Origin of the sequence: Candidatus Kuenenia stuttgartiensis, from assembly GCF_900232105.1 — a bacterium.
Classification (GTDB): Bacteria; Planctomycetota; Brocadiia; order Brocadiales; family Brocadiaceae; genus Kuenenia; species Kuenenia stuttgartiensis_A.
In genome coordinates, this window is sequence record NZ_LT934425.1 from 3,286,053 (window position 1) to 3,303,807 (window position 17,755).

A 17,755-nucleotide genomic window follows, 5' to 3' on the forward strand; every position below is an offset into this window, starting at 1 on the left:
ATTTCATCTGTTTTGTTACTCTCGCAAGGTATATGCCAAATGTGATTTATAAAAATGAATGGGAAGTATTGGTTTTTATAAGTTATTCAAAATAAATTAAATAGGTGAATTTATAGCGCTACGGAATTTGCGGTGAAATGTTAATAATTTCTACATTTGAGAGGGGATGATGTAAATATTTCCGCTTTTTAGGAAATATATTCTGTGTGTTTTTTAAACCAAATAACGTTTTTTTGCTTTAATTTTGATGAAAGGATGAAGATGAGTAAGACGAAGTGATATTATTAGGGGATTAAAAATATGACACGTGTGGTTCTGGTTGCAAATCTGAAATCACCCAGAGGTAGCAGGAATAATTTAATTGTATAAAAATTTCATTTTATCTATGCACTTTTCACGGTGGTAAGGACAAACTTCGTTTGTCCGTGATTGTTTGAATATGCGCACCGATATGGAATATAAAAAAAGTTTTAGTGCCGCCCTTTAATTTAAATGCGTCTTTCAAAAGATTATATTGATGCTGCTACTCCATCAGCAGTTTTGATATGATTCCTGTCCGGCTATTAACGTCAAGCTTTCGCATAAGAAGCTTTAAATATCCTTTAATGGTATTACAGCTCAAATTAAGATAGAGAGCGATCTCTTTATTGCTGTGGTCGCCAAGCAGCAATTGTACGATTTCCTGTTCCCGTCTGTTCAGCTGCCATTTGCGGAAGTTTTTTGCGATATGCGTATGGTCGGAATGCGTTCTGTCTAATATAAACAAATGGGGACACTCCGCCTGATTTATTTTCTGTGGCGAATCTGAAAGTACAATCCCCCGAACAGCATAAAATCTTTTCTGGCTCTTTATTACATCAATAAAGTAGACCTGCTCCGACCGTTCTTTGAAGGCACTCCCGATTCCTTCGAATTTTTTATCCAGCAATTTTTTCCATTTGTCACAAAATGATGATATATCAGAAACAGCTTCTCTTTCTTTCTTCCTTACAGTATGTGTGCGCATCAGAATATCGAAAGCCATAGGGCTATAAAATACATCCAGAGCCGATTTTTCATTTCCTGGAATATAGAAAATAAACGCAGCATTTTTAATCACGTCTTTGGAATAAAAACCAAATGCACTGTCCATGCTTAAGAATAATTAACGTTAAGATTGTTAATATAGAGCAGCCTTGATATAATCCCTGCCCTGCTATTTACATCAAGCTTTCGCATAAGAAGTCTCAAATATCCTTTAATGGTGTTGTAGCTTAAATTAAGATTGAGAGCGATCTCTTTATTGCTGTGGTCATCAAGCAGTAATTGAACGATTTCCTGTTCCCTTCTGTTCAGATGCCATTTGCGGAAGCTTTGGGCGATATGCGCATGGTCGGAATGCGTCCTGTCCAATATGAACAAATGGGGCCATTCCGCCTGATTTATATTCTGTGCTGAATCTGAAAGTGTTGTTCCGCGCACGGCATACCTTCTTTTCTGGCTCTTAATGAGATCGATAAAGTAAGTTGGTTCGGTCTTCTTTTCTGATTCATTTCCGATTTCTTCAAATTTTCTATCCAGCAATTTTTTCCATTTATCACAAAATAACGATATATCAGGTGCAGCTGCTTTTCCTTTTGTCCCAACCAGATTTGATCGCAGCAAAATGTCTATTGCCGCCGGACTATAAAATACCTTTGAGGCATATTTATCATATCCTTGCCGGTAAAAGATAAATGCCTTGCCATGTGCGAAATTATTATAATCATAATGACATGTTTTATTCATGTTGCTTCTCCTGTAAGAAACCCTCCAAACCTGGACAAACCAGAATAATACAAGCACGAAATACGAAAGAAGTGCTCGTTTAGAATTTCAAATCAATTTTAACGCTTCAGTCTTTTGAAACTGGAAAATTGTCATTTGTAGTGCGATGAGGTTCGTCGCACTACATTAGAATTTAGTGGGCTTAGATATCAAGTGAGGAACGAGCACCGTTTATAGCAAATGCTTCTACCCTACACTATGCGCCAAGCGGTGCTGTTATTGGAATTTTTCAAAAAACCAAAGTTGTTAAGTTAAATTGGTTTTCTTTCTACCATTGCGCTACACTTGTTCATTTAGCCCCGGAACCTGCTAATACCGCAGGCACTGTTCCAAAAAGTATTTTAAAATCCAGCCAGACTGACCAGTTGTCAATATATTCCAAATCCAACCGCATCCATTCATCAAAATTGGTAATTTTATTTCTTCCTGACACTTGCCATATGCAGGTTAACCCTGGTCTCATGCTCAGCCGTCTTCTATGCCATGGTTCATATTCATCCACTTCCTTTGGAATGGGTGGGCGAGGCCCTACCAAACTCATATCGCCTTTCAATACATTCCAAAATTGCGGGAATTCATCTATACTATACTTGCGCAAAAACTTTCCGATTTTTGTCACACGCGGATCATTTGACATCTTAAAGACAGGTCCTTGCATTTCATTGTTCTTTAACAGCGCCCCCCGTTTTGCTTCAGCATCTGCAACCATTGTCCTGAACTTGTACAATTTAAATACTCTTCCGTTTAAACTGCATCTCTTCTGTTTAAAAAATAAAGGACCGTTTGACGTAGTTTTTATTGCAATTGCTATAATGAGAAACACTGGAAATAACGAGACAAGCGCTATTCCTGAAAAGATTATGTCCATAAGACGTTTAATAAAAAGCTGCAATAATTTGTCCGGAGCGCTTTCAAAAACAAGCAAAGGAAATTCCGACAGATAACTCCTGGTCTTACCGATGGTATCCGGGGTTACATGGCTATACTTTGTCCTTGCCAAATTAAGCGTAAACAAATCCACTGCCACACTCACCTTTAGTCCCTCTATATCGCACAAGTACCGAATCATTTCTTCCACCGTGTTTAACCATGACCTGGGAACAACAAACATGACTTCGTCTACAACAGTTTTATGAATTATTGCAGGGATATCTTTAACGGCGCCAATTACTTTATTTCCGCATACCACAGTATTCTTTTTTGCCGCATCGTTATCAATAAGACCGATAACATTAATACCCCATTCCACATTTTTTCCGATGGTGTTTATAAAATGCTGCGCCCTTTTACCAGTACCAACAATTAAAATGTTTCTCGTGTTAAAGCCATTTTTACGCTGATACTGCATAAAAAATAAAAGCGAAACCTTTTCGCCGCATAATAATATAGTCGCCATGAAAAAAGAGTAAAACAAATGCTCACTGCCTATCGTTTGAATCTTTGCAAGGAACACAAAGCTTCCCAAAAGACCTCCTCCCACTAAAGCTGTTTCTATTACGGGGAAGATCACTTCGGTAATGTTCTTTGTCCTGAAAGATTCATACATGCCAAAATTATGCAGAAATATCCCCCACACGCTCAACAGCGCAGGCAATAGTATGAAATAGTTGCCAAACTGCTGAATAACATCGCCGTAGTCGCTGAATAAAAACGGGGACAGGAAAAAAGATATTGTGACGATAAACAAATCGAAACAAATCATCAGCCTTCTGAAAAATAGGTGATATTCTTTTAACATATGAATTTCCTGCCGTTATCCTTACAAGAAAAGTGTATGAATAGTTCATATTTATAATGCAATGATTTACTCCCCGGTAAAAACGTTAACAATTTAATAGTATAGGGGTTTCAAAGTTGCAGGACGAAGCGATTGCATCGTCACTAGCGAAATGGTGTTTCGCGCCATATTGGAAAAAGAGATAGGCCTAAAACCTGTCTCTCCGCGGATCCAGGTTTGGAACCTGAACCCTCCTGGAATATCTCATTTGTCTTACAGTTTTTGCATACTTTCTTCGTATGCTAGCGGTGCTTCATGGTTAAAATCTTTTTGGTCGAGGCTATGATGTTTATAGTGATAGGTTTTAGACGATAGGTCATTGTTTTTCATTTTGTTAATGCAAAATCGATAAAAACTATTCCTTTCTTCATCAACTACCCATTCATTTGCAAATTCTTGTATATTGTTTTTATGAGAGGTAAAGTAATCCCAAAAATTGCCGCCGTTTTTTTCTAATATTTCCAGGGAGTCTTGTAGATACCACACAACAAACTTCTTCCATGTTTGCAAATCCTTTCTTATCCACATGCACCACAAATTTGCGGGATTATATAAATTCTCTTTTCTCATCTCCTGATGTCTATTGATTTCAAAAAACTTAATCATGTCATACAATTCATCTGATACCGCCATATTATCCCCCTCTTTAATTATCGATACCTAAGTGTGTACATAACTTACCTTGAATCACACCCTTCCCTTTATTCCCTCTTGCGAAGGAGGGGATGATGGGAGGTAATCCACTTTGTACCTCCTATAAATACCTCTCTTTCCATAAACCACTTTTCTATCCGTTTTCAACCCGTGTCAATATGTGGCTCTATCATCTATTAATTGGATTTTAACATTTTTAATTTTTAGCCAGCATCAACACAATGGCCATGAAATTTCGCTGTGTTTTTTTGAGAAGGCATATTCAATACAAACGCTCGAATCGTGACATACGGCGCAGGCATTAAATAACGGCCACATTTATCTAACACAATTAACGTGCCAAAACAAACTGGATGTTGCTGTTTCATAGGGCGTAAATGTGGTCACAATAGAATATTAAGAGGCGGTTTTTCCCCTTTTTTGAAAACGAAAAAGACCATTTGTTGCCATTGCATTATGTCTTCAAAAAACATCTTCCCCGCTCGTATTCACAGAGAATTAAACCATTCGGGATCATTGTTTGTGTAATGGAATGTATGAATTTAAGTTATTAAAAAGGAACCCCAACGTGAAATACTTTGCGCAATTTTTAATAAGAGAAGTAAGAATTTATTATGATTCAGGGAAGAGGATAAATTACAACTTCTTTGTTGAACAGCGGTAAAGAACACGATGGTTTGTGCAAAAATTGCAGCCATAATAATGTTTCACGTAATTCCGTCTATGCCAAACGGTTATATCTTTTTCCGATTGTACCGTGCAACGTTTTGCACATCCCTTATTGCGTGCACTCGTTTTTGTTTGTAAGTGTTTCCCGGCAATTAAGCCGGTTGCAAGGATTTCCAGAGAAACAGTATCACTCGCAAATATTGCATTAAACGGTTCACCGCATGAAGCTTTTTTTACGCAATCCGTTTGTTTTGTTAACGGCAGCATACAATGCCTTCTTAATTATTCCCTGATTGAAAAGAGAGTAGTATTGTAAATCTGACCTGACCTGAACGAGCAGGGGCGGCCATTTGCTCGTGTAAGTTTCAACATATACTATTACTATATAAGCACAATTCGTATGCGATATTTTAAATAGTGCTACCCTTTTTTTCGAAAAGTAATTTTGCGGGGTACGAAATTTGCGAATACCCTTACATTATGCAATATGAAGAACCGCGGGCTTTTATTTTTAGGATTTGCGGACAGTAACAATATTTATCGTATACCATAAAAATGTTATTAAACATAAACAAACACCATAACGGTAAGTATGGCTCTGATAAGAATATTGAGAACAGCACCAGAGAAGGTGCGTTTTCGCTTTATTTGCTTTACTTGTTAAATGAGAACCTGAATTTATCAATAAAAATTGAAGAACTATTTGAATATACGGCCATTTTTTTGAAGAATAATCTTTGTATTGATGACTTCTGTTTCATGTTAAATAACGGGGACAACGATGAATTGACGATATTTAAAACGGGAAGTGATATTTTTGAAGCGGTGAAAGACGTCACCTTTAAAAAGGGGGAGGAATATGCATGCATTGCTGCCCAGACGGGGAAACCCTTTTTATTAAATGACATAAGCAAGAAAAAAGACCAGTTTTTTTATAAAGGAAAACTGGAAAATATCGGATCGTTTTTATCTTTGCCATTGCGCTCTAAAAATAATCGAATGCTTGGATTATTAAACATACACAAGAAAGAAATAAATGCATTTACCGAAGAAGATATGGGATTATTTATTACGGTGGCATTGAATATTGCTAATACCATTGAGAGGATTGAGCTATACGAAAAAGCTGAAAAAGGCGCAATGTACGACGATCTTACCATGCTTTACCAAAGAAAATTTTTTTTTGACAGTTGTCATCTCGAACATAGTAAAGCAATACGCCATAACCTACATTTTTCAATCGCTATGATTGATATAGATCACTTTAAATACTATAACGATACCTACGGGCATTTGTTTGGAGATGAAATTCTTAAAAAATTAGCATATATCCTGAAATCAAATGTAAGATATAGTGATATTGTGAGCAGATATGGCGGGGAAGAATTTGCGATACTTTTGCCAGGCATGGACAAGAATAGTGCCACCCTTGTCATTGATAAACTCAGGGACGTGGTAAAAAGGATTTTGTCGTTAGAAGTCGCTGAAGGGAAAGTGGAGTGTGTGACAATAACTGCAGGTGTTGCCGGCTATCCGGAGGATGGAAATTCTGTAAAACAGATTTTATCCGTCGCGGATAAATATCTTTATATTGGCAAATCATGCGGCCGTAACAGAGTCGTCAATAATACATTAGACGATCATCAGCCTTTTCATCAGAACGTAAAAAAAACTAAACATAGTTCATTGCTAAGCAAAGAAGAGGTTAATCTTCTCCTGTACAAAAATGTAAACAGGCGGATTAGCAGATTTAAAACATTGTTGAGGGTTGATAAAGGAATTAATAATATACAATGTTTTGAAATCAAAGTAATGGAAGATGACTGGAGAATTTGTGTAATTGGCGATATCGGCAAGGGAGGGTTCAAAGGGGATCTTGATTTCAAACCTAAATTAGACGAAATATTTACCTGCCGGGTTGTTGTTGATTCTGAAGTTTACCTGCCTGCGATCTTCTCAATCAGAATTGCCCACGAAAAGATAATTCATAAAAACAGATACGAAATAGGCGCTGAGATAGTAGATGGGCATAACAATTGGAAATATATTTTCTCCTTATTAACGAATAATAAATAACCACCCCAAAGAGGGTATTTATTATATATGATAAAAAGTAGATAATATATATTGTAACACTGTATTAGTTACTTCTCAATAAGTTGCGGTAAACAACCCTCCTTGCCCCTTACTCCCTTTATTAATTGGGAATACTGTACAGTTGGCAAATTGCAGATTGTGGACAGAGGACAATAGAAATCATTATAAAACCTCAACTTATTGAGAAGGTGCCTTTATTATTGTCCATAGAGCGCACCATGCGTGGCATTGTTTTTTAGGCGTAAGGCTATAATGATATCATTTGAAAAAAGAAAATATAAAAGAATCGATTCAAATACTCGGTTGGAGCTTTATTTTGATGATACCCTCTTTAAAGCAGAGGTGATAAATCTTAGTCTCAGCGGTATATGCTGTAAAACAATAGCACGTTACAATTACTTGCCTGACAAGATACTCAATTTTGACCTTTTTATTCCAATCAATAATGAAACGTACTTAATAAAATCACACGGATTAATCGTTAGGGAAACATACTCCGCCGGAATATGTTTTTTGGCAATTTATTATAACGGTTTAATAAATGACCAAAGTAAAGATATACTTAAACGCTATATTTTTGCTTAAGAACTTAATAATTGCCCGGCTTAAAGCAAAATAAAGTATAGAAAACATTTTTCTTATATGCTTTTTCCCGTACATAGCCTATCAGTGCAATTTTGCATTTGACCCGGCCTGAGAGTTTTGGAACGAGAAAGAGCGAACGCATCTTTCATATTTCGTGCTTGTTTGATTCTGGCTTGTCCATGTTAGGTTAGGGTACTACAAAGCTTTCACGAAACACGCTGTTGTGGTAATGAGGGTGGTTTCTTCCAGAAAACGAAGACATTTTTCTCCAGACCGTGGTTCCCCAAAATAATACCCCTGAACAGCATCACAGCCTTGATTCTGTAAGTATTTAATTTGAGTCATGGTTTCTACCCCTTCAGCGACGGTGCACAAATGGAGTCCTTTTCCCATAGCTATTATGGCATTAACCAGGCAGGATTCATCTGTTTCATTTTGGATGCTCTGCATAAATGATTGGTCAATTTTAAGCGTATGAATGGGGAGTTTTTGTATGTACGATAATGATGAATATCCAATCCCAAAATCATCTATAGCAACTGTTATCGAGTGTTTATGAAGATGATTCAGTATTTGTGCCATATGTTCCAGATCGGCCATTAATATACTTTCCGTCAGTTCGATTTCCATATTTTTCCCGGGAAATTGGCATGTGTCAAGCATATGCACGAAATTTTCCACAAAAAGGGGGTTTTCAATCTGCAGGGGAGAAATATTAACAGACAGGCGAATGGTATCATGGCCCTTTTTAATCCACTCTCTGACTTCACAACATGCGTGGTGAAGAACCCAATCACCTAAATCCTCTATTAGCCTTGTTTCTTCGGCAACAGGAATAAACTCGCAAGGACGAATTTTCCCTTTTTCAGGGTGATTCCATCGAACAAGTGCCTCAAAACCAATTACCTTTCCGGTATTGATTGTTATTTGCGGTTGATAAACAATCTCAAATTCATTGTTTTTCAAAGCCCGTCTCAAATCCCTTTCCATCGCTAAATGGTGTGGGCTGGAAGTCTTCATTCCTTTATCAAAGAACTGAATCCCCTTTTTTCCCCGGCCTTTTGCCTGATACATAGCGATTTCTGCATTTTGAATAAGCTGTTCAATAGTTTCACCATGTTCCGGGAAAAAAGAAATACCGATGCTGACGTTGCCAAAAATCTCCTGATCACCAATCACAAAAGGCGCATGCATTATATCAGTAATTTTTAACGCTACCTGCCTGGTATTTTCAGGGGCGTTTATTTCCGGAAGCAGGAGCATGAATTCGTCCGCGCCAAAACGGGATAAAATATCATATTTTCGCAAACAGGATTCCAATCTCTGCGTTACCGATTGAAGCAATTGATCTCCCACTGCATGACCAAGTGAATCATTAATTATTTTGAATCTGTTCAGGTCGAGAAACAAGACCGCGACAATACAATTATTTTGCCTTGCCTTGTTTATGGCCAGCCGGCCACTTTTTTCAAAAGATGCCCGATTTGGCAATTTGGTTAATAAATCGTGGCAGGCTTGAAAGTGTATGTATTCTTTCGCCTCTTTTCTTTCTGTCATATCATGAGCGATTACGTAGACGCCAAATAATTTATCGCCTGAAATATTTCCGTTTTTTGGCTGGAATCCAAGCAAATTTAATTCAACAGGAAATAGCGTAAGCTCGAAATAACGGCTTTTAAAATAATTCTCTTTTGGTACAAGGCAAACCTCTATTTTATCGGACGGATAATTTCCAGAGCCACGCCTTATTTTTTCTTTCACAAATACATTTAACCTCTCAACGTCTTCCGGGCGGACAATTTCGGAGTATAGTTTGCCTATCAGTTCCTGCGGCTTATATCCTAGAAAATTTTCAATTTGGGTGTTTATGAACATAATCCGTCCTTCGTGATCTATCGTACAGATTATGTCCGGAGAATTATTGACAATATATCTGTGAAGCACCTCGGATTTCTTCAGATGACGCTGCATTTTTATGTTTAGCACTTCCCTCTGTATTTTGGTGGTGGTATTTTTAATTTTCACTAGCAGCTCTTCAGGGTCGTATGGTTTTTTTATGTAATCCAAAGCTCCCCTTTGTATTGCCTTGCTGACGGAAGCAAACGAGGTATTTCCGCTGATTACAATGACAGGCGTTTTAATTGAATGGTCATTCATAAAATTCATGACGTCATAGCCGGATATGCCGTTAAGGTTAAGGTCCAGCAATAAGAGGTCGTATGATGTTGCCGAGAGTGCCCGGCAGGCCTGAGACCCTCCTTTGATAGTGGTGACGCAATATCGGTGGATTTCCAAAAGCTGTTTAACACTTTCCAGCATTCCGGGGTCATCATCTACTACCAGGATATGGATATCGTGAAAGTCATTTCCTGCAGTTAAATTTTGATATATTGGCGGTGGATTCATAGGATATACCTTGTTAAATTACGGTTGCCTTCTGTAAACGGGGCATAGTTCCGTGTGATATAGCCGTCTGTCTGTCTGCATACTGAAAGTTAGATACCATAGCATGCCGGGCCTTTTATCAAATACCTTTAACAGAAGAACAACATGTTTTCTATCTGCTTTTTAAGAAGGTGAGTTTTTCCTGTGTCAGCAGTAATTTTCATGCAATATCTGCCTCCTGTGTTTTTATGTTACCGTCCGTCCTGGCAGGTAAATTGTAAATGCAGTCCCTGCCTTTGAACTCTGGCAGTTAATAGAACCATTCATGGAAGAAACCAGATTTTTTACAATGCTAAGTCCAAGTCCGGAATGGTTTCCCCCCTTTGTACTATGCACGGGCGTAAAGAGGCTCTGAAGGATATGTTCCGGTATGCCAGGTCCGTTGTCCTTTATTATTATTTCGACGAAAGGCTTGCCGTCTATAGTAACATTGTCTCTTGTAGATGCGTGGATTTGTCCGCCTTTCTGCATGGTTTCTACAGCGTTTTTCAGGAGGTTTATCATTACTTGTTTCAGGGCAGTCCCATTTGTTTGAAGAGGCAGCATTGATGTATCAAGGTCAAGTTGATACTCAATGTTATTGGTGATGAATAAGGATTGTTTAAAAATGAGAAAGGTATCACTAATCAATGTGTTTACATCGATACCTCCATTTTCAACCGTGCCGGAATTAACGTCAGAAAACCGCAAAAGAATTTTACCTGCCCGGTCAATTTCTTCTTTTATAATCTGCAGCTCTTTTTGAATATTCGAATTACTTCTCAGTTTATGCCCTAACATTTCCAAATAGATTTTAACAATACATAAAGGGTTACTGGCTTCGTGTATTATTTCTCTTATCTTTTTTGACAATTCATGGGATTCGGTATTTGAGGCGGATTTTTTCCCTGAAATATTTGATTCAAACTTTTTGATAAAGAGTCCTGTCTCCGCCGCAAAAAGCTCCAATAGCCGCTGTTGATCATTATGGCGAGTTTGATAGTTTTTATCTGCGCCGATAACTAACGCTCCTATGAATTCATCGTCTGCAACTAACGGCAGGCATACTATTCCGTCAGAGTGTGATAGTCGTATCAGTTGCCGGTCGATAATACTCAGTTTGGAGGCACTTTCAGTGAAAGACGAAGTTATGCGGTTTTGTAACAAGGCGTTTGCAACCAGGCTTCTGCCGGATTCAACAGCGATTAAAAGTTTATCCGGCCTTTTAACAAACTCATTGCCGTTTCCGGTAAGGTTGGCTTTTAAGGTATTTGCGGGTGCATCGTAAAGAAATATATGACAATTATCCAGTCCAAACAAAAGCTTAATGGCAACCCTGATGTGTTCCAGCAAATCTGCTGTGCTTCTTGCCTGCAGGAGCTGATTTTTCGCAGAATTTATGAGGCTGATATGCTTTACTTCTTTCGCAAGTTGGGCATGTTTGTTTTGATCTGAGTCTTCAATCTTTCCTGCGTGGGTATTCTTTCCGGCAACAATATCCATTGAATTTGCGATGAGCTGCACTTCTCTTTCGGCGCTACCGGTAATTTCCCTCACCATAGGAGCTGTCAGCCCGAACAGATAGTCTGCAGTTTCAATCGTTAATTGCCGGTTTGTGTCATTTTCGCTGCTAAGTACGCTGGCCAAATTAACTATTTTTACAAGGTGATGTGCATCTAAAATTGAATGCGCAGGTTCGTGATGATAGAGGATCGCATCTGCAGCAAAATTCTCCAGATTCCAGCCATTCACAAGCCAAAAACCCACTTCGCCGTGAGTAATCCCCATATCCTTTTTCTCTATAATTACAAGATCGTCATCGCCCTTCGCACGGTGGGCAATCTCCACATATCTTTCCGGATAACAACTTATTAAGACGAGTTGGCCTACATTATGTAGAAGGCCTGCCAGATAGGCTTCATCTGGATAGTTGTATCCGGTTAATACAGAAAGAGACTTGGCAAGCAACGCACCGGTAAGTGAACGGTGCCAGAATGTTTTAAGAAAGGAGGTCTTTTCAGCATTAAAACCTGAGAAAAATTGATGTACTGCTGTTGTCATAGCAATCGTCTTCAGCGTTTCTACGCCAAGCGCCACCAGGGCATTGTCGATGCTGGTTATTCCTCTTCGGCGCCCGTAAAAAGCCGAATTGGCAAGACTGATTACCTGAGTGCAGAGAGCGGCTTCTCTGCGGATAAGTTCTGCAATCTCTTGAAATGAGGTATCGTTTTTATAGCAGGCATGGAGAAGTTGCAACAAACTTTGTGGAAGCGATGGGGGGGTAAATCCATGCAATTCATTCAAAATATTTTGCGATGCTTGATCGATGGTCAGCGGCATTTGCAATTGTCGTTAAAAAATATCAGAAAGTGTTTCTGCATTTAGACTTGGTGGGTATTAAAGCAAAACTGAATAAAATTGCAAGCATTTTCTGTTTTACTTTAATTGTATAGGAATTTTCACCTGAAAATCCTTTTTTCACACAAAGGTACTTGTCTGCGTGCGACGCACAGACAGGCGAAAAGCACAAAGAAGATGATAAAAAAGAGAAAGATTTCTCCTACCTCTGTGGTATTTGGTACGCCAAGGAGCATATATATCAGTTTGTGCAAATGCATTCAACGGCAGGATTATTCGGAGATACAGACGTTTGAAGAGTTTTTCACGTCGAGACAGTTCCGGACGAATTGATTTGATACCAGATTATATACAAGACGTATTTATCAGTTTACACGCATGGGAAAAATAGGGATAATATAGTCAAATAAATCTATTTTTCGAAAAAGATTAACCACTTACGAAGTTTGAACAGGATAACTTTTGTTAAATGGAAGCTAGATCTTCCAATGCAATTTAGTTCCCAGGACGGAAACTGAGAAAGAGCGTTTTTTGCTTTTTCAAAAAACTAAATAGTTACCAATACAATAAATTTAATACTTTAATACTACCTGTACTTTTTAATCATATAAAGAGTGCTGTCATATGAAGAAAAATCATTCCACGAAAAATAGTATACGCATAAAATTGCTTATAACAATGATAAGCTTGATTGTCGGCTTGTTGACCGTTTTAACCTTTATTCAGATTTCCACTCAAAAAATAGTCCTGAAAAAAGAATTTGGACGCAGAATCGAGCTGATGAAAAATAATCTTGTAGAGAAAGGAAAAATCTTATCAGACAATCTGGCAAGACAAACGGAAAACAATATTGCGTCGTATAACTTCTCCAATGCTGCTGAAATACTAAACAAAACAGTACATGAATACCAGGAGTTGGATTACATTATTCTGATGGATTCCTCCTGTATGGTGTACACCCATACATTACATCCTGAATTACAGCAGGAAAAACTTTCAGGGGAGGAAGATTTATTTGCGGCAAGCCGGAGGAACCCAACTATCTATGAATTTTCAAGAAATACTACTTCGTTCATGGAAATCATTATTCCAATAAGCGTAAGTACCGAACAATGGGGAACGCTGCGCCTCGGCTTTTCCCTGAATACCCTCAACAACGAAATATTAAATTCAAGGAATGAAATACGAAAGAAAATAGAGGAAATGGTTCTTCGGTCTGTCCTTACCTCAATTCTATTCGTTGTAATTGGTGTAATAATTGTTTATATATTATCAACCAGACTCTCTAAACCTATTGTGAAATTGACAGAATCCGCCCGTTTATTGGCTAATGGCAATTTTACTGCCGCTTTAAATCTAAAAATTACTTCAAAAGATGAAATTGGCATACTTGCAGCATCATTTATTGAAATGTCAAATAACCTGAAGGCTTCGTACGAAAAACTGGAAGAGTACAGTCACACCCTGCAACAAAAAGTTGAAGACAGAACACGGGAACTCAAGGATGCTAATCAAAAATTACAAGATCTCGATAAAGCAAAATCAGGATTCTTATCTACCGTATCACATGAACTCAGAACCCCGCTCACGGCAATCATTGGATTCACGAACATTATTAAAAAACGATTAGATACCTTCATCTTTCCGCAAATAGAAACGAACGCAATAAAATCACAAAAGGCTATACAACAGATAAAGGAAAATATTAACATCATACTCTCGGAAGGAGAGAGGTTAACAAATTTGATTAATGACGTGCTTGACCTGGCGAAGATTGAAGCAGGCAAAATTGAATGGAAAAGGCATCAGACTTCGGTAACAGAAGTAATTATGAATGCTACAGCGGCAACCACTGCCCTTATAGAACAAAAAGGCCTTGCGCTGAATGTTGATATTGAAAAAAATATACCCGATTTTTACGGGGATAAAAACAGGTTTATACAAGTCGTGATAAACCTAATTTCCAATGCAATAAAATTTACCGACAAAGGCGCCATCTCATGCTATGCAAAACAAACAGACAATAAAATCCAGGTTACCGTAATGGACACTGGCGTAGGGATTGCACCTGAAAATCTTGAAAAAATCTTTGACAAATTCAAACAAGTGGGTGATACGCTTACCAATAAACCTGGCGGCACCGGTCTGGGCCTCCCGATATGCAAACAGATCGTTGAATATCATGGAGGCTCTATCCATGCAGAAAGCGAACCAAACAAAGGCACCGCATTTTCATTTACAATACCCTTGCGTGCTGATGTGTAAACCCCTTTAGCAGGGATTCTTCATCTGATATCTATGTGCTTCCAAAGTACCCCGAAACTCTTTCTCATAGAAGCAGAACAGACTTTGTTTAAATAACATACTTTGCTTGACGAACATGTTCTCTGTATCTATACTTAAACCGTTCATAATTTGTAATTCATCTTTTAAGCATCTTGAGTATATTATAAAAATGTGCATAATACGCTGTTTACTTTTCTGCAGCATAAAGAGGGCTAGGGAGGATTAATGAAAATACTTGTCACGGGAGGCGCAGGCTTTATCGCTTCTCATTTAGTGGACAACTTAATTGCCAAAGGGCACGACGTAGTAATTGTTGATAATCTTTCCACGGGAAGAGAAGAAAACATTAATCCCAAGGCGCGGTTTTACAAAATGGATATTTGTAATGTCGCTGCCTTGGCAGACATCTTCGACAAGGAAAGGCCTGATGTAGTAAATCACCATGCTGCGCATGCTGATGTACGTAAATCGGTAGAAATGCCGGCTTACGATGCAAATATAAACATACTCGGGTCACTGAATCTTTGTCAATTATCGATGAAATACCAGGTAAAGAAATTTATTTATGCTTCTACGGGAGGGGCAGTCTATGGAGAACCGAAGCGCATGCCTGTAACGGAGGAATCACCCATTGAACCTCTTTCCCAATACGGAGTAAGCAAGCATACGGTAGAACATTATTTGTCCGTTTTTAACAAATTATACCATATGGACTTCACTATTCTTAGATACCCAAATGTTTACGGTCCAAGACAATCACCGTATGGAGAAGCAGGCGTTGTAGCTATTTTCAGCGAACATATTTTAAATAATAAACGCCCAACAATTTTTGGGGATGGCAGTAAAACGAGGGACTATGTTTTTGTAGCAGATATTATTGAGGCAAATCTTAAAGCATTGGAAAAAGAAGGGAATGGCGAAATCTTTAATTTAGGATGGGGGCTGGAAATTCCCGATTTGGCTGTTTTTCAGGCTATTCGGGATGCCTTAAATTCAAAAATAGAGCCTATTTTCGGAAATAAACGGAATGGAGAAATAGAACGTATATGCCTTGATAGCACTAAGGCAATAAAAATGCTTCATTGGATGCCAAAAATCAATTTTAAAGAGGGGATAAAACTATCCACTAATTACTATAAGCAATTAAAGAACGCTTAATTATCTGGGTATGACATCCATACCCAGTGATATACTACGAAAGATTTATAATAATTAATGGTACAGCAATTCCCCGTCTTTTATAAAAGGAGCTATCTCCAAAAAGATATTTTGCCATGCAGAAATATCTCTTGCTAACAGGTTGTTTTTTATTAAAAACAACCTGTATAATGGGATATTATCGTTTCGTCCACTGGAAACTCTTCCTTGCACCCTTTCGACCATACTTTTTGCGCTCTTTCATCCTGCTGTCACGCGTCAAAAGGCCATTTTCACGTAAGTCATCTGCCAGGGCAGAGTCAATCTTTGTCATTGCGCGTGCAATACCCATACATACCGCCCCTGCCTGGCCACTTATCCCGCCTCCCCTTACATTTACCAGCACATCATATCCACCAAGTGTTTTAGTGGCCTTAAATGGGTTCAAAACTACCCCTTTATGGCGGTCAACAGGAAAATATTCATTAATATCACGCTTGTTCACAGTTACTTTACCTGTGCCTTTTTTTATTCTAACGCTGGCAACTGAAGTCTTGCGCCTTCCTGTTCCCCATACATACTGTTCTGTAACCATATTTCTCCCTTAATTTCTAATTGTTAACTCTTTTGGTTGTTGAGCCTGATGCGGGTGATTTGCATCTTTATATATTTTTACTTTTTTCAGCATTGATTTTCCCAATCTTGTTTTTGGCAGCATTAGCCTTATGGAGCGATTCAGTATTTTTTCCGGTGTTGTTTTAAGCGTATTTCCCACCATGCGTTTTCTCAATCCACCCTGATATCCAGTCACATAATAATGAATTTTTTCCTGCATTTTTTTCCCGGTAAGCTTCACCTTACTTGCATTTGTAATAATAACAAAGTCTCCTACATCAATGTAAGGCGTGTATTCCGGTTTATGTTTACCTTGCAATACTCGGGATATCGTTGTTAAGATTCTGCCAAGCACCTTATCCTCAGCATCAACAATATACCAATCCCGCTTCACCTCTTCTTTTTTTGCCATATAAGTTTTCATTGCTTTGTATCCCTGAATATTTCAAAAATAAAAAACGCCTTATCGGTATAAGGCGCCTCTTTATAAATTAAAAATGCAACTTAATTGATAAAATCCCTTATATTTTCAAATGTTATACCCTCCGGTAAACCAGAAAACCACTGTTCTTGGTTTAGCCTCTGATAAAGCACAGAAGTTCAACATCAATATGTGGCGATAAGATACTATAAACGTTTATCAAATTTTGCCTTAAATGTCAATGGCATTTTAAAATGCCATTTTGATTTAATTTTCATTTGACCTATCCAGCAATAGCATTTAACATAAAGTACGTACGTTTTTCATTGTAATATCAGTTACCAATTTTTCAATAGGATTTTTTACTGTGCCAAATGATATTTTTATAAATTTAAATACCCTGGATTTAAACAACACTATCGTAGATATAGAGGGAATACGCAGCATAATTCCGCACAGGTACGAAATGGAACAGCTTAGCGGCATTTTGCAATTTGACCCTGAACAGAAACTGATCGTGGGTTACAAAACTGTTTCAATGAATGAATTTTGGATAAGAGGACATATACCAAACCGTCCACTCATGCCTGGTGTGATGATGCTTGAAGCTGCCGCCCAATTATGTTCCTATTATTATATGAAGACAACGAAAGACGCCCGCTTCCTAGGTTTTGGAGGGATAAATGATGTAAAATTTCGTGGGAAAGTTGTGCCGGGTGACAACCTCATACTTATTGCAAAGAATAAAGAATTAAGGCCACGCAGGGCAATCTTTGATACACAGGGAGTCGTTAACGGAAAACTTGTGTTCGAAGGAGTTATAATTGGAATGGTCGTATAGGCAAAGGCAAAATACTATCGTTGACACATTTGAGAGAGTGGTGGAAAAACTTTTCGCCCACAATAACACATTGTAATAAAATCGA

General features: G+C 38.1%; 14 protein-coding genes. 5 read left to right on the forward strand and 9 right to left on the reverse strand.

Annotated elements, in window-relative coordinates:
* Positions 1 to 523: 523 nt before the first annotated feature.
* The 5 genes from KSMBR1_RS15335 to KSMBR1_RS15355 form a co-directional block, all read right to left on the reverse strand.
* Positions 524 to 1,132, reverse strand: coding sequence for a helix-turn-helix transcriptional regulator (locus tag KSMBR1_RS15335; RefSeq protein WP_099326107.1), 609 nt, complete (start codon positions 1,130 to 1,132; stop codon positions 524 to 526).
* Between the two features lie 2 nt (positions 1,133 to 1,134).
* On the reverse strand, positions 1,135 to 1,767 hold the full coding sequence (locus KSMBR1_RS15340) for a helix-turn-helix transcriptional regulator (RefSeq protein WP_099326108.1): 633 nt from the start codon (positions 1,765 to 1,767) through the stop codon (positions 1,135 to 1,137).
* Between the two features lie 328 nt (positions 1,768 to 2,095).
* Complete coding sequence (locus tag KSMBR1_RS15345) at positions 2,096 to 3,544, reverse strand: sugar transferase (RefSeq protein ID WP_230408007.1); 1,449 nt, start codon at positions 3,542 to 3,544, stop codon at positions 2,096 to 2,098.
* 252 nt (positions 3,545 to 3,796) lie between these two features.
* Positions 3,797 to 4,216, reverse strand: a complete 420-nt coding sequence (locus tag KSMBR1_RS15350; RefSeq protein WP_099326109.1) for a hypothetical protein — start codon at positions 4,214 to 4,216, stop codon at positions 3,797 to 3,799.
* 657 nt (positions 4,217 to 4,873) lie between these two features.
* On the reverse strand, positions 4,874 to 5,173 hold the full coding sequence (locus tag KSMBR1_RS15355) for a hypothetical protein (RefSeq protein WP_099326110.1): 300 nt from the start codon (positions 5,171 to 5,173) through the stop codon (positions 4,874 to 4,876).
* A gap of 288 nt (positions 5,174 to 5,461) precedes the next feature.
* Here KSMBR1_RS15355 and KSMBR1_RS15360 point away from each other — a divergent pair, with 288 nt between their 5' ends.
* Positions 5,462 to 6,982 carry a sensor domain-containing diguanylate cyclase gene (locus KSMBR1_RS15360; protein ID WP_099326111.1) on the forward strand — a complete coding sequence of 507 codons (1,521 nt, stop codon included), beginning with the start codon at positions 5,462 to 5,464 and terminating at the stop codon, positions 6,980 to 6,982.
* Positions 6,983 to 7,255: 273 nt separating this feature from the next.
* Positions 7,256 to 7,588 (forward strand): PilZ domain-containing protein, encoded by a 333-nt coding sequence (locus KSMBR1_RS15365; protein ID WP_099326112.1) that lies wholly within the window; start codon positions 7,256 to 7,258, stop codon positions 7,586 to 7,588.
* Positions 7,589 to 7,783: 195 nt separating this feature from the next.
* Here KSMBR1_RS15365 and KSMBR1_RS15370 read toward each other — a convergent pair whose 3' ends face one another.
* Entirely contained in the window at positions 7,784 to 9,994 is a 2,211-nt protein-coding gene (locus KSMBR1_RS15370; RefSeq protein ID WP_099326113.1) for an EAL domain-containing protein, read from the reverse strand.
* A gap of 225 nt (positions 9,995 to 10,219) precedes the next feature.
* Positions 10,220 to 12,352: an HDOD domain-containing protein gene (locus tag KSMBR1_RS15375; protein WP_099326114.1), complete on the reverse strand. Its 2,133-nt coding sequence runs from the start codon at positions 12,350 to 12,352 to the stop codon at positions 10,220 to 10,222.
* A 642-nt stretch (positions 12,353 to 12,994) separates the two neighbouring features.
* Here KSMBR1_RS15375 and KSMBR1_RS15380 point away from each other — a divergent pair.
* Positions 12,995 to 14,635 (forward strand): sensor histidine kinase, encoded by a 1,641-nt coding sequence (locus KSMBR1_RS15380; protein WP_099326115.1) that lies wholly within the window; start codon positions 12,995 to 12,997, stop codon positions 14,633 to 14,635.
* A gap of 246 nt (positions 14,636 to 14,881) precedes the next feature.
* Positions 14,882 to 15,814 carry an NAD-dependent epimerase/dehydratase family protein gene (locus tag KSMBR1_RS15385; protein WP_099326116.1) on the forward strand — a complete coding sequence of 311 codons (933 nt, stop codon included), beginning with the start codon at positions 14,882 to 14,884 and terminating at the stop codon, positions 15,812 to 15,814.
* Positions 15,815 to 15,992: 178 nt separating this feature from the next.
* On the opposite strand, the gene rpsI is transcribed toward KSMBR1_RS15385, so the two are convergent.
* On the reverse strand, positions 15,993 to 16,388 hold the full coding sequence (rpsI, locus tag KSMBR1_RS15390) for a 30S ribosomal protein S9 (protein ID WP_099326117.1): 396 nt from the start codon (positions 16,386 to 16,388) through the stop codon (positions 15,993 to 15,995).
* Between the two features lie 9 nt (positions 16,389 to 16,397).
* Positions 16,398 to 16,832, reverse strand: coding sequence for a 50S ribosomal protein L13 (rplM, locus tag KSMBR1_RS15395; RefSeq protein ID WP_099326118.1), 435 nt, complete (start codon positions 16,830 to 16,832; stop codon positions 16,398 to 16,400).
* 364 nt (positions 16,833 to 17,196) lie between these two features.
* Here rplM and KSMBR1_RS15400 point away from each other — a divergent pair, with 364 nt between their 5' ends.
* Positions 17,197 to 17,670 carry a 3-hydroxyacyl-ACP dehydratase FabZ family protein gene (locus KSMBR1_RS15400; protein WP_197705219.1) on the forward strand — a complete coding sequence of 158 codons (474 nt, stop codon included), beginning with the start codon at positions 17,197 to 17,199 and terminating at the stop codon, positions 17,668 to 17,670.
* The last annotated feature ends 85 nt before the right edge of the window (positions 17,671 to 17,755 follow it).

Coding starts and splice junctions, on each gene's coding strand:
- KSMBR1_RS15335 (WP_099326107.1), bottom strand. CDS start 1,132: ATGGACAGTGCATTTGGTTTTTATTCCAAAGACGTGATTAAAAATGCT.
- KSMBR1_RS15340 (WP_099326108.1), bottom strand. CDS start 1,767: ATGAATAAAACATGTCATTATGATTATAATAATTTCGCACATGGCAAG.
- KSMBR1_RS15345 (WP_230408007.1), bottom strand. CDS start 3,544: ATGTTAAAAGAATATCACCTATTTTTCAGAAGGCTGATGATTTGTTTC.
- KSMBR1_RS15350 (WP_099326109.1), bottom strand. CDS start 4,216: ATGGCGGTATCAGATGAATTGTATGACATGATTAAGTTTTTTGAAATC.
- KSMBR1_RS15355 (WP_099326110.1), bottom strand. CDS start 5,173: ATGCTGCCGTTAACAAAACAAACGGATTGCGTAAAAAAAGCTTCATGC.
- KSMBR1_RS15360 (WP_099326111.1), top strand. CDS start 5,462: ATGTTATTAAACATAAACAAACACCATAACGGTAAGTATGGCTCTGAT.
- KSMBR1_RS15365 (WP_099326112.1), top strand. CDS start 7,256: ATGATATCATTTGAAAAAAGAAAATATAAAAGAATCGATTCAAATACT.
- KSMBR1_RS15370 (WP_099326113.1), bottom strand. CDS start 9,994: ATGAATCCACCGCCAATATATCAAAATTTAACTGCAGGAAATGACTTT.
- KSMBR1_RS15375 (WP_099326114.1), bottom strand. CDS start 12,352: ATGCCGCTGACCATCGATCAAGCATCGCAAAATATTTTGAATGAATTG.
- KSMBR1_RS15380 (WP_099326115.1), top strand. CDS start 12,995: ATGAAGAAAAATCATTCCACGAAAAATAGTATACGCATAAAATTGCTT.
- KSMBR1_RS15385 (WP_099326116.1), top strand. CDS start 14,882: ATGAAAATACTTGTCACGGGAGGCGCAGGCTTTATCGCTTCTCATTTA.
- rpsI (WP_099326117.1), bottom strand. CDS start 16,388: ATGGTTACAGAACAGTATGTATGGGGAACAGGAAGGCGCAAGACTTCA.
- rplM (WP_099326118.1), bottom strand. CDS start 16,832: ATGAAAACTTATATGGCAAAAAAAGAAGAGGTGAAGCGGGATTGGTAT.